This is a genomic window from Pyxidicoccus fallax, from assembly GCF_012933655.1.
GTDB classification, from domain to species: domain Bacteria; phylum Myxococcota; class Myxococcia; order Myxococcales; family Myxococcaceae; genus Myxococcus; species Myxococcus fallax.
Genome location: NZ_JABBJJ010000392.1, coordinates 1 through 10,860, shown reverse-complemented (window position 1 = coordinate 10,860; position 10,860 = coordinate 1). Strand labels below are relative to the sequence as shown.

The following is a 10,860-nucleotide window of genomic DNA, read 5'->3' as shown; positions in this document are numbered from 1 at the left end:
GGGTTGGACCCGGGGGCCTTTGATGGGGGTCGTCATGCCCCGAAGTATCGGACAAAGCCGGCCGGAAGTTGCGTGGTGGGCATCCGCCTGTACCCAGGGGCGTGGCCGCTTGTACCCGGGGTGGAAGGTGCCCATGTCACGGGGCGCTTCCATGGCCTTTTTCCGCCCCTTCCACCTTCGGCCGTTCGGGTTGGCCCTGCTCGGCCTTCTGTGGGGGCTGTTGCTCGCGTGTGGGTGCGGGCGGAAGGACGGCCCCTCTCCCGAGGGCGACTGGCGCGGGAGGACGCTGCGCATCGGCACGGATGCCACGTACCCGCCCTTCGAGTCCGTCCGGGACGGCGATCTGGTGGGCTTCGACATCGAGCTGGGGGGCCTCATCGCCGAGGAGCTGGGCGCGAAGGTGGAGTGGACCAACACCTCCTTCGACGGCGTCTTTCCCGCGCTGACGGCGGGCAAGTTCGACCTGGTGATGTCCGCCGTCACGATTACGCCCGAGCGCCAGCAGCGCGTGGGGTTCTCGGACCCGTACTACACCGCAGGGCAGACTGTGGCGGTGCGGGCCGGGGACACGTCCGTCACCGGCGTGGAGAGCCTGCGAGGCAAGGTGGCGGGCATCCAGCTCAACACCACGGCCGCGCTGGTGCTGCGCAACCATCCTGACATCCAGGTACGACAGTATCCGACTATTGATCTGGCCCTGCAGGACCTGCTCAACGGCAACCTGGACGGCGTCGTGGGGGACGCGCCCACGGTGCGCTACTACATCACCCATGGCTTCAAGGGCCTGCGCACCACCGGGGGGATGCTGACGGAGGAGCACTACGGCATCGCCATGCGGCCGGAGGACACCGCGCTGCGAGAGGCCGTCAACGGGGCGCTGCGGCGGCTGCGCGAGAGCGGCCGGTTCGCCGCGCTGGAGGAGAAGTACTTCGGCGAGGCGGCGCAGCGGGCCCCCGCGCCACCGACGGGGATTCCCTGGGGGCGCGTGGCGGCGCGGCTGGCGGAGGGGCTGGCGCTCACGCTGGGGCTCACCGTGCTGGCGCTGCTGGCGGGACTGCCGCTGGGGCTGGCCGTCGCGCTGGGGCGGCGGGTGCGCTTCAAGCCGCTGGCCTGGCTGTGCGCGGGGTACGTGGAGGGGCTGCGCGGCACGCCGTTGCTGGTGCAAATCATCTTCATCTACTACGCGCTGCCGCAGCTGTTGGGGGTGGACCTGGCGCCGATGCTGGCGGCGGTGTTGGCGCTGACGCTGAACAGCGCGGCCTACGTGGCGGAAATCTTCCGGGCGGGCATCGCCTCGGTGGACCCGGGCCAGTCCGAGGCGGCGCGGGCGCTGGGCATGAGCCAGGCGCAGGCCATGCGCTTCGTCATCCTCCCGCAGGCGGTGCGCAACGTGCTGCCACCGCTAACGAACGAGGGAATCGCGCTGCTGAAGGACTCGTCTCTGGTGTCCATCATCGGCATGGCGGAGCTGACACGGGCGGGGCAGGAGCTGGCGAGCCAGCTGGCGGCGCCGCTGGCCATCTGGCCCGTGGTGGCGGTGTTCTACCTGGTGGCCACGCTGCCGCTGACGCGGCTGGCCGCGGCGCTCGAGCGGCGCATGCACCGTCAGCACTGAGGGAGCCCATGCCGCTCGTCGAGGTCCGCAACCTGCACAAGCGCTTCGGCGCGCTGGAGGTCCTCCGGGGCGTGGACCTCACGGTGGAGTCCGGCGAGGTGGTGGTCTTCGTGGGCCCGTCCGGGTGCGGAAAGTCCACGCTGCTGCGGTGCCTGTGCGGGCTGGAGGTGCCCTCCGGGGGCGAGGTGGTGGTGGGCGGCGTGCCAGTGCGGGACGAGCCCAGGGCGCTCCAGGCGCTGCACCGGCGCGTGGGCATGGTGTTCCAGCGCTTCCACCTCTTCCCGCACCTGAGCGCGCTGCAGAACGTGACGCTGGCGCCGCGCAAGGTGCTGGGCATGGCGGACGCGGAGGCGGAGGCGCTGGGGCGGCGCACGCTGGCGCTGGTGCACATGGAGGCGCGGGCGGACGCGTTCCCCGCGCAGCTGTCCGGCGGTCAGCAGCAGCGCGTGGCCATCGCGCGGGCGCTGGCGATGAAGCCGGAGGTGATGCTCTTCGACGAGCCCACCAGCGCGCTGGACCCGGAGCTGGTGGGCGAGGTGTTGGAGGTCATGCGCGAGCTGGCGCGCGAGGGGATGACCATGTGCGTCGTGACGCACGAGATGGGCTTCGCCGCGGACGTGGCCCACCGCGTGCTGTTCATGGACGCGGGCAAGGTGGTGGAGGAGGGCTCGCCCCAGGAGGTGCTGCGCGAGCCGAAGCACCCGCGCACGCGTGAGTTCCTCTCGCGGCTGCTGAAGCGGTGAAGCGGGTCCTCAGTCCAGGTTCTTGCGGATGGTGAGCTGGAAGTCCTTCTTGATGAGCTCGAACCGGTCGAACGCCGCGCTGAGGAAGGCGTCGATGCCGATGTCCGGGCGCGAGTTGCTGCTGCGGCCGGTGAGCTGCGCGGAGGCCATGCCGTAGTCGTCGAAAATCATCCACCCGCCCGGCTTGAGCAGCGGCCAGCTCAGCACCGCGTCCTCGAGCACGTCGAAGGCCCGGTGGGAGCCGTCCACGTAGATGAAGTCGTACGTGGGCTCCGGCGGCAAGGTGCGCAGCACGGCGCCGGAGCGGCCCGGCCGCTTCGTCACGCGGCCCGCCGCGCCGCTGGCGGCGATGTTCTCGTCGAACAGCTTCACGTAGTCGCTGTCGAACAGGTCCACGCAGACGAGGCCGCTGGTGGGGTGGGTGAGCACGTTCTCCAGCAGCCAGATGGCGGAGCGGCCCTCGAAGCTGCCAATCTCCAGCGCCTGGACGCCGGGCTTGCCGGCCAGCGGCGCCAGCACCTGCTTCCAGTCCGCCTCGCACTTCGACATCCAGTCCGAGGAGAAGCGGTACTTGCCCACCTGGCGGGCCGCGGGGACACGCTCCAGGAATCCGCTCAGCTCCGACTTCGTCTCGCTGGTGAGCCAGGGTGCCTTCAGCAGGTGCTGCACCGCGTTCCGCGCGGCGAGCCGGAGGTTGTCCACCGAGGCCGCATGCGGGCCCAGCTTCATGGCGGCCCCGTCCGAAAGCCGCGGCAGCAGGGACTCCACCTCCTTGAGCCAGCTGACCACGCCCGGGTTCGCCTCGGGTCCGGAAGACTTCAACAGCTCCTGTACCCGCGTCGCCAGCGAAGAGACCTTCGCCGTGATGTCCATGCCTCCGTCCATGTGTGACTCCTTTCGATGCTGGGCTCTTGCTTCGAATGCGTTGAGACCGCCGGCTACTGGCCGCGGGAGACCTCGGTGACGAGCGCCGCCAGGCGCCGCGCGTCCGGCAGCAGCGGGTTGCCCGCCGGGACGGACTCGGGGGAGGCCACCACCTGATGCAGGGTGGCCGTCAGCATCTGGCCATGCCGGGGCAGCGCGCCGAGCTCGGGCGCGCCCTGGACCAGCTCCCCCAGCACCGCGGCCATCGCGTCGGGGGAGGGCAGGCCCCCGGCGGGGGCGGTGATGGGCAGCAGCATCGCGCAGGCGAGCACCAGCTCGTTGAGCCGCTGACCCGTGGAGATGTACCGGTCCATGGCCTCCAGGTGGGCCAGGAAGCGCTGCTCCCGCTCCGGTCCTTCCGCGAGGAAGCGGGCCACGGGCGGCAGCAACACGGGGAGCCAGCCCAGTCGGGACAGCATGCGCACGAAGCGCGCGCCGGTGCCGGCGCTGACGCCCCGCAGGGACTCGCTGAGCAGGCGCCCGCGCGAGCCGCGGGTCAGTGCGTCTCCGGCGCTCGCCATCACCGCCCAGGTGCCCTCCTCGATGTCCATTCCCAGCCGCGTGGCGAGGCGCACGCCCCGCACCATCATCCCGGGGTTCTCCCGCAGGCGCGCCGCGGGGTCGCCAATCGTGCGCAGCCGGTTCGCCCGGAGGTCCGCCAGGCCGTCCACGTGGTCGATGACCCGCCCGCCGGCCACGTCGTAGAAGAGCGCGTTGACGGTGAAGTCGCGCGAGCGGGCGTCCTGCTCCGGCGTGCCGGCCTCGTGCGGATGCTCCGCCAGCTCCTCGTCCTTGATGACGGCGGCATCCATCCCCGCCGCATCCACCGCGGGCCGGGCCTGGAACGGGCCCACCTCGATGACCTTCCCTCCGGCGAGCTGGACCTGCACCACGAGGAACCGGCGCCCGCCGAAGCCCCTGCTCTGGGAAAAGAGGGCGCGCACCTGGCCCGGCGTCGCGCTCGTCGCGACGTCGAAGTCCCTGGGCGTCCGGCCCACGAGCAGGTCCCGGACACAGCCGCCGACCAGGTACGCCGTGTGGCCCTGCTCGTGCAGCCGCTGGAGGATGTTCAGCGCGTCGGGGTCGATACGGGAGGCGTCAATCGCCTGCAGGGGAGCGGCGGAAAGGGGAGTGCTCATGAGGATTCCTCGTTGCGGAAGGGAGAGGGGCGCGGCCGGGGGCCATCACGACACGCGCTGCACCACGGGCGCGGGGACGGGCTCCACGATGCGGCCGTCCTCCAGCCGCAGCAGCCGGTCCGCGACGGAGAAGTACCGGTCGTCGTGGGAGATGACCACCACCGTCTTGCCGGCCTGCTTCAGCTCCGGCAGCAGCTCCCGGTAGAAGACGTCCTTGAACACCGGGTCCTGGTCCGCGGCCCACTCGTCGAAGAGGTAGATGGGGCGGTTCTCCAGGTACGCGGTGAGCAGCGCCAGGCGCTTGCGCTGGCCCGTGGACAGGCTCGTGGTGGACAGCCGGCCATCCTCCAGCCGCACCTTGCGGTCCAGCCGCAGGCGGGTGAGCAGCCCCCGCGCGCGCGGCTCCAGCTCCGGCGCCGCCAGGCCCAGCAGGTTCTCGAAGAGGTGGAAGTCGAAGAAGACGGAGGAGAAGAGCTGCCGGTAGTGCCCGCGGGTGGTATCCGTGACGGGCTCGCCGTCCAGGAGCACCTCGCCGGACTCCGGCGCGTAGAGGCCGGTGAGCAGCTTGGCCAGCGTCGTCTTGCCGCTGCCGTTGCCGCCCACGATGAAGAGAATCTCCCCCGGGACGAGCTCCAGGTGGATGGGCCCCAGCGTGAAGCGCGTGTCCTCGTTCTCGCGGTGGTACGAGTGGGTGATGCCCGCCAGCCGCAGGCGCTGGAACGCCTGGGGCTCGGGGCGCTCGGACCCGGCCGGCTCGGCGCCCTCCGTCAGCGCCATGCCCAGCCGCTCCACGTTGCGGATGGCCACGTCCGCGCGCAGCACGGCCTGCGTCAGGCTGATGATGGAGTCCAGCGGCTGCTGCAGGTACAGCACCACCAGCGTGTAGCCCACCAGGGTGGAGCGCTCCAGCGCGCCGAAGGCGGGGAACACGAACAGCAGCAGGCCGATGATGGCGAAGACGAGCAGCGAGGCCAGCGCCGTGCTCACCGCGTTGACGTCCGCGGTGCGCAGCAGCATGTCGCGGATGAAGCCCGACGTGGGCTCCAGCATGTCGCTCATGAAGGCCTTGCCGCGCCGCCGGTGCAGCTTCAGCTCCTTGGCGCCCGACCACAGCGCGCGGAAGTGCCCGAACATCTCGTCGAGCCGGCCGCGCGCCTTCATCAGGCTGTCGCGCGAGCGCGACTGGAGGAACATCAGCCCCGTCAGCCCCAGCGCCAGCACCAGCCCGAAGGCGAGGAAGGCCCGCCCGGACAGCCACCCCAGGTACAGCAGGCAGCCGGTGACGAGCGAGGCGTTGACGAACATGGTGGGCACCTGCACCAGCGCCTGGGAGATGGTGAACGCATCCTCCTTCAGCACCCCCATGAGCCGGTGCTCGCCCAGGTGTTCCAGCCCGCGGAGCGGCGCGTTCACCGCCTGCTGGCTCAGCCCCACCCGCAGCCGGTGCAGCGTCCCATGGTTCAGGCGGCCCAGCACCATCTGCGAGGCCAGGCGCGTGCCCAACGCCACGGACACCACCGCGACGAACAGCGGCAGGCCCGGGCCGGTGGCCGTCGCGTCGCCGCTGATGGCCTCGTTGATGAGCGAGATGAGACGCGCGTTGGCCAGACCCGAGAGCAGGCCCAGCACCACCGCCAGGAGGAAATGCTTCCGGGAGGTGCGCAGCAACAGGGTGAAGAGGGTCATCCGCCGTCCGGGTGTGCCGTCCGAGCACTCAGGACTCCGCTTGGGGGGCGGAGGTGTACGAACCAGTGCCCCGGGAGGGCGAACCGCGCACCCGGACACGGTGCACGGCGCGCTCCCGGGCCGGCTGAAGCGGCGGCTCAGCCGGTCAGCGCGGGATTGTCGCGGATGCGCTCGGTGGCGGCCGCGGAGAACTTCGCGAGCAGGGCTTCGAAGCGGTTCAGGCGCGCTTCCCAGTCCGTGGTGGGCAGCAGGTCCAGCGCCTGGAAGAAGTCCACCAGCCGCTCCAGGTGCGGCTGCTGCAGCTCCTCCGGCGCGTCGTTCAGGAGCACCAGCCAGGCCTGGTAGGCGAAGCCGATGATCCAGAAGGTGGCCTCGCGGTGCCGCCCCGCCTCGATCATCTCCCGCGTGCCATCCACGTAGTAGGGCCGCAGGTGCTCGCGGAACTTGAAGTCGTAGTGCACCCGCTGGCGCTTCACCTGGATGGCCATCCGGAACGCCTCGTCGAAGTGCGACAGGAAGCGCTCGGTGTCGCCGCGGGTCAGCCGCGCGGTGCCGATGAGCTCCAGCGCCTCCTCGTGCAGGTCCGCCTGGCCCTGGGCCTCCAGCAGTTCCCCGGAGCGGACGAAGCAGCGCCGCATCGTCAGGGGGCTCGCGTTGGAGATGGAGGTGAGATTGATCATCATCACCGTGCCCACGTAGAAGTGCATCAGGACCGCGGGCAGTTCCCCGGCCTCGAGCGCCTTTCGCGCCTGCGCCAGCCGCTTGGCGGCCACCCGCGCGTTGTCCTCGCACCGGGCCTGCACCCACTGACGCCGCGAGTGCTCCACGGCCACCCGCTGGTGCAGCCGCCCCAGCTCCCCGGTGGGGTCCGCCAGGATGACGCCGGCGGCCAGGTTGTCCGCGAACTCCGCGGAGCCGAGGATGCGCTCCGGGGAGCGGAACGGCTCGTCCCCCAGCACGGCGCACTCCAGGACGAGGCCGTCGTGGACCAGCTCCAGCCGGTCATCCTTGATGGCGTCGCGGTCGGTGGTGAGCATCACCACGTCCACGTCCCGCCACGGCTCCAGCGGGGTCTCCGGCGCCATCCGAGTCAGGCTCCCGGCGAGGAAGGCGCCGTGGAACCCGGGGATGCGGGGAGCCTGCTGCTCCACCCAGCTCCTGGCGCGTTGAATGGCCTGGCCAACGTTCATCTGCGGTCTCCCCCTCGGGCTCGCTCAGCCGTTCAGGAGTTGCACGGGAGGGAAGCGCTTCGGGTCCGCCAGCCAGCGCGCGATGTTGGGGCGCTGCTGCATCCGCGTGAAGAAGGCGCGCAGGCGCGGGTAGGACTCGATGACCTCCATGAGGCCGTTGTCCACCAGCATCTCCAGCATGCCGAACACCATGGTGTCCGCCACGCTCACCCGGTCGCCGACGAAGAAGCCCTCGCCGCCGTGGTTCTTCGCGATGAACCGCTCGAACATGCGCAGCCAGTTCGGCAGCTCCTCGCCCAGCACCAGCGGCAGCTGCTCGGAGAGCTGGTCCGGATCCAGCGAGGTGAGGCCCAGGGCGCGCGCGGACACCTCCTCCACGCTGTCGATGATCATGTCGCAGGCGGTCGCCTCGCGGTCATTCGCCCCGAACAGGTTCCGCGTGCGCGCGATGTGACGGAGGACGGCCTTGCTCTGCACCACGCAGAACCCGTCCGTCTCCTCCCAGAGAGGGACCTTGTCGAAGGCCAGGATGCCCGTGGCCTTGATGGCCTCGAACTCCGGCGTCTTCACCTTCGCCTTCGCGTCGTAGAGACCCAGGTCGCGGTACTCGTACTCGACTCCCGCCTCGGCGAGCAGCAGGCGGATCTTCTCCGCCAGACCGCGGGCGTGGAAATACGACAGGCGTGGCAGTGGCAATTCGGCGCTCATGGATGGTGTCGATCTTTAGGGTGCGGGACGGCGGCCCCAGAGGGCCAGCCGTGCCTGCAACGTAACATGGGTATCAATCATCGAAAACTGGCAAACCTTCTCAACGCACCTGAGAGGATTTGCGCGACAGGGCCTTCCTCATTGCTCGCGGAAGCGGCGGCCGTGCACGGATTGCTTGCGCATCCGGCCCAGGACGCTGAAGGCGAGCGAGGGGATGAGCCGCGGGCCGATGCGCGCGAGCATGGGCCAGGTCCACCACCAGTAGTTCGTCGCGATGGCGGTCTCCACCGTGTACACGCGGTGCCACCAGCCGTAGGGCAGGTAGAGCATCTCCCCCGCCTCGAGGACGAAGTCATAGTCGGGCACGCACCCGCCGGGCAGCGCGTCCGGGTTGCCTCCGCCGGGGACGAGGTCGTGGCCACTCACCACGGACCAGACGTGGTCCAGGTTCATGGGGTCCAGCTCCGCCTCGCGCGACGGCGCGTAGAGCTGCCACTGCTTGCGGCCCACCATGACGGCATGGAGGTTGTGGGCGCGGTCCATGTGCAGCTGGGTGAAGGTGCCGCGCGGCCCCATGAAGAAGAGCTGCTCGGTGAGGCGGCGCTCCACCGCGTACTCGGAGAACTTCACGTCACCGCGCAGGCGCGGCTGGAGCTGGAACAGGTCCTTGCCGATGAGGTAGCCCGCCTCGGCGGATTCCGACGACTTCAGCAGGGCCACGTAGTCGCGAATCGTCATGTTGCGCACGCGGCCCACGCGCTCCACGCCGCCGGACGCGCGGCGGCCGTACTGGAGCCACTCCACGGGGGCGCTGACGTCGCCGTACTCGCGGGCGAACCAGTCGAAGGTCCATTGCCGCTCGGCGGGCCAGTCCCGCATGGCGCCGGTGAGGATGACGGGCTTGTCGTCGGCCTCGAGCGCGGCGAAGAAGCCGGGGCGGTTGTCGACCGGCATGCGCTCCGGGACGAGCGGCGCCTGCTGGAGGCGCTGGGCGGTGGCGGTGCTCATGGTGTGGCGCTCCCCAATCAAGCGGCCCCGGAGGCCTTCTTGGCTTCCTCGCGCTGCAGGCGGGCGAAGTTGTTGTCGATGCCGTGCCGCACGTCGGCCAGCATGTGGATTTCGAACTCCTGGAACGCGAAGGACGGCCACTCGCGCAGCAGCGTCAGCAGCGACTCGTGCGAGTCCGCGTTGACGATACACAGCCCCATCTTCGGGAGCACGTAGTAGGCACAGTCCATGGTGCCGTCCTTGAGGCGCGCGCCCACCCACGCCGCCACCTCGCGGTTGAGGGCGATGGGGTCCTGCGGGGCGGGCCCGGAGGTACGGTCCTTGACGTAGATGAGGTATTTCACGAGGTGGACTCCTTGGAGAAGGCGGGGAGGGAAGACGCGAGGGGCACGGGCGGGCGGAGCCGGGCGAGGCCCCGCCGCACCGTCTGCAGCATTCCGCGCGGCGTCTGCCGCAGGAAGAAGTGGTCGCCCAGGAAGCACTGGGTGGCGAAGGGGCCGGACGTCAGCTCCTTCCAGGCCAGCGTCTGGTCCTCGGGCACGTAGTCCTCGCTGCCACGGAAGGCGGACAGCGGACACGGCAGCGGCAGGCACGGCCGCCACGTGTAGCCCTCGCACACGGCGGTGTCGGCCAGCACGGTGGAGCGCATCAGCGTCAGCAGCTCCTCGGACATGTCCTCGGGCAGGCCGAGCGCCGCGCCCATGCGCCGCGCGTCGGCGGCGTCGATGTCGTGCGTGTGCTTGCAGTCGGGCGCGCGCCGCAGCGTGTGGGGCGCGCAGTAGCTGGCCACGTAGAGGTGGAGGGGCAGCGGCAGGCCGCGGTCTCTCAGGGCGCGCGTCAGCTCGAAGGCGAGCAGGCCGCCCATGCTGTGGCCGAACAGGGCGAAGGGCTTGTCGTCATGACGCCGGACGAGCTCCACCAGCCGCTCCACCACGGAGGGCAGGTCCCGCAGGGGCGGCTCTTGCAGCCGGTTCTCCCGGCCGGGCAGCTGCACGGGGCAGACCTCCAGCTCGGGCCCCAGCTCCGCCTGCCAGGTGCGGAACAGCGACGCGCTGCCGCCCGCGTGGGGCAGGCAGAACAGCCGGGCCCAGGCCCGGGGCTGGGGGACGTGGAAGGCCAGCCAGGGGTCCGCCTTCGCGGGGGGCGCGACGGGGACGTGGATGGCGGAGGGGACGATTCTCATGACGCGGCCTCCTGATGGACGGGCGTGGACACGCTGGCGCCGGGGGCTTCCAGCAGCCGTTGGTAGAGGGCGAGGTTGTCGGCGACCATCTTCTCCACGGTGAACAGCTCCAGGACGCGCCGCTGGCCGGCCTCGCCCATGCGGCGGGCGCGCTCGCGGTCCTCCAGCAGCGACAGCTGCGCGGCGGCGAAGGCCTCCACGTCCACCTCGCGCAACTCTCCCTGCGAGGTGGGGTGCACCGGGACGAGCAGGCCCGTCTCCCCGTGCGCGACGATTTCCTCGGGGCCGCCCGCGCGCGTGGCCACCAGCGGCAGCCCGGAGGACATGGCCTCGATGGCGGTGTAACCGAAGGGCTCGTACAGCGAGGGCACCAGCGCCACGTCCGAGATGCGGTGCAGCAGGCCCAGCTGCTGGCGCGGCAGCTTGCCCAGCAGCTTCACGCGGGGCAGCAGGTGCGCGTAGCGGCGGGACAGGTCGTGCACCATCTGCGTGGACTCGCGCGAGTCGGTGCCGCCCGCCAGGAGGAAGCGGGTGTCCGGGCGCCGGGCAAGCACGCGCTCCGCGGCGGCGAAGATGGCGGTGATGCCCTTCTGCGGGTGGAGCCGGCCGGTGTAGAGGACGACGGGCGCGTCGGGCGGAGCCACCGTGGCGCGCAGCTTCGCGT

At 70.9% G+C, this 10,860-nt stretch carries 11 protein-coding genes; 2 read left to right on the top strand and 9 right to left on the bottom strand.

Going from position 1 to position 10,860, the window contains the following annotated elements; translation table 11 throughout:
• Positions 1-151 precede the first annotated feature (151 nt).
• Both HG543_RS46130 and HG543_RS46125 read left to right on the top strand, forming a co-directional pair.
• Positions 152-1,615: an ABC transporter permease subunit gene (locus HG543_RS46130; protein ID WP_169351345.1), complete on the top strand. Its 1,464-nt coding sequence runs from the start codon at positions 152-154 to the stop codon at positions 1,613-1,615.
• 8 nt (positions 1,616-1,623) lie between these two features.
• A complete protein-coding gene (locus HG543_RS46125; RefSeq protein ID WP_169351344.1) occupies positions 1,624-2,358 on the top strand; it encodes an amino acid ABC transporter ATP-binding protein in 735 nt (244 codons plus the stop codon).
• Between the two features lie 9 nt (positions 2,359-2,367).
• On the opposite strand, the gene HG543_RS46120 is transcribed toward HG543_RS46125, so the two are convergent.
• From HG543_RS46120 to HG543_RS46080, 9 genes are all read right to left on the bottom strand, one after another.
• Complete coding sequence (locus tag HG543_RS46120; RefSeq protein ID WP_169351343.1) at positions 2,368-3,243, bottom strand: class I SAM-dependent methyltransferase; 876 nt, start codon at positions 3,241-3,243, stop codon at positions 2,368-2,370.
• Between the two features lie 53 nt (positions 3,244-3,296).
• Positions 3,297-4,421, bottom strand: a complete 1,125-nt coding sequence (locus tag HG543_RS46115; protein WP_169351342.1) for a tRNA nucleotidyltransferase/poly(A) polymerase-related protein — start codon at positions 4,419-4,421, stop codon at positions 3,297-3,299.
• A 45-nt stretch (positions 4,422-4,466) separates the two neighbouring features.
• On the bottom strand, positions 4,467-6,107 hold the full coding sequence (locus HG543_RS46110; RefSeq protein ID WP_169351341.1) for a cyclic peptide export ABC transporter: 1,641 nt from the start codon (positions 6,105-6,107) through the stop codon (positions 4,467-4,469).
• 137 nt (positions 6,108-6,244) lie between these two features.
• Entirely contained in the window at positions 6,245-7,297 is a 1,053-nt protein-coding gene (locus HG543_RS46105; protein WP_169351340.1) for a hypothetical protein, read from the bottom strand.
• Between the two features lie 24 nt (positions 7,298-7,321).
• Positions 7,322-8,005, bottom strand: coding sequence for a glutathione S-transferase (locus tag HG543_RS46100; RefSeq protein ID WP_169351339.1), 684 nt, complete (start codon positions 8,003-8,005; stop codon positions 7,322-7,324).
• 138 nt (positions 8,006-8,143) lie between these two features.
• Positions 8,144-9,013, bottom strand: coding sequence for a cupin-like domain-containing protein (locus tag HG543_RS46095; protein ID WP_169351338.1), 870 nt, complete (start codon positions 9,011-9,013; stop codon positions 8,144-8,146).
• Positions 9,014-9,030: 17 nt separating this feature from the next.
• Entirely contained in the window at positions 9,031-9,357 is a 327-nt protein-coding gene (locus HG543_RS46090) for a hypothetical protein (protein ID WP_169351337.1), read from the bottom strand.
• Positions 9,354-10,196: a thioesterase II family protein gene (locus HG543_RS46085; RefSeq protein WP_169351336.1), complete on the bottom strand. Its 843-nt coding sequence runs from the start codon at positions 10,194-10,196 to the stop codon at positions 9,354-9,356. The genes HG543_RS46090 and HG543_RS46085 overlap by 4 nt, the downstream gene beginning before the upstream one ends.
• On the bottom strand, positions 10,193-10,860 hold a 668-nt coding region (locus tag HG543_RS46080), incomplete at its 5' end, for a glycosyltransferase family 4 protein (protein WP_169351335.1). The genes HG543_RS46080 and HG543_RS46085, both read right to left, overlap by 4 nt.

What these genes read in the sequence shown, in the direction of transcription:
- HG543_RS46100 (WP_169351339.1), bottom strand. Translation starts at nt 8,005, where the DNA reads ATGAGCGCCGAATTGCCACTGCCACGCCTGTCGTATTTCCACGCCCGC.
- HG543_RS46130 (WP_169351345.1), top strand. Translation starts at nt 152, where the DNA reads ATGGCCTTTTTCCGCCCCTTCCACCTTCGGCCGTTCGGGTTGGCCCTG.
- HG543_RS46105 (WP_169351340.1), bottom strand. Translation starts at nt 7,297, where the DNA reads ATGAACGTTGGCCAGGCCATTCAACGCGCCAGGAGCTGGGTGGAGCAG.
- HG543_RS46110 (WP_169351341.1), bottom strand. Translation starts at nt 6,107, where the DNA reads ATGACCCTCTTCACCCTGTTGCTGCGCACCTCCCGGAAGCATTTCCTC.
- HG543_RS46115 (WP_169351342.1), bottom strand. Translation starts at nt 4,421, where the DNA reads ATGAGCACTCCCCTTTCCGCCGCTCCCCTGCAGGCGATTGACGCCTCC.
- HG543_RS46085 (WP_169351336.1), bottom strand. Translation starts at nt 10,196, where the DNA reads ATGAGAATCGTCCCCTCCGCCATCCACGTCCCCGTCGCGCCCCCCGCG.
- HG543_RS46095 (WP_169351338.1), bottom strand. Translation starts at nt 9,013, where the DNA reads ATGAGCACCGCCACCGCCCAGCGCCTCCAGCAGGCGCCGCTCGTCCCG.
- HG543_RS46125 (WP_169351344.1), top strand. Translation starts at nt 1,624, where the DNA reads ATGCCGCTCGTCGAGGTCCGCAACCTGCACAAGCGCTTCGGCGCGCTG.
- HG543_RS46120 (WP_169351343.1), bottom strand. Translation starts at nt 3,243, where the DNA reads ATGGACGGAGGCATGGACATCACGGCGAAGGTCTCTTCGCTGGCGACG.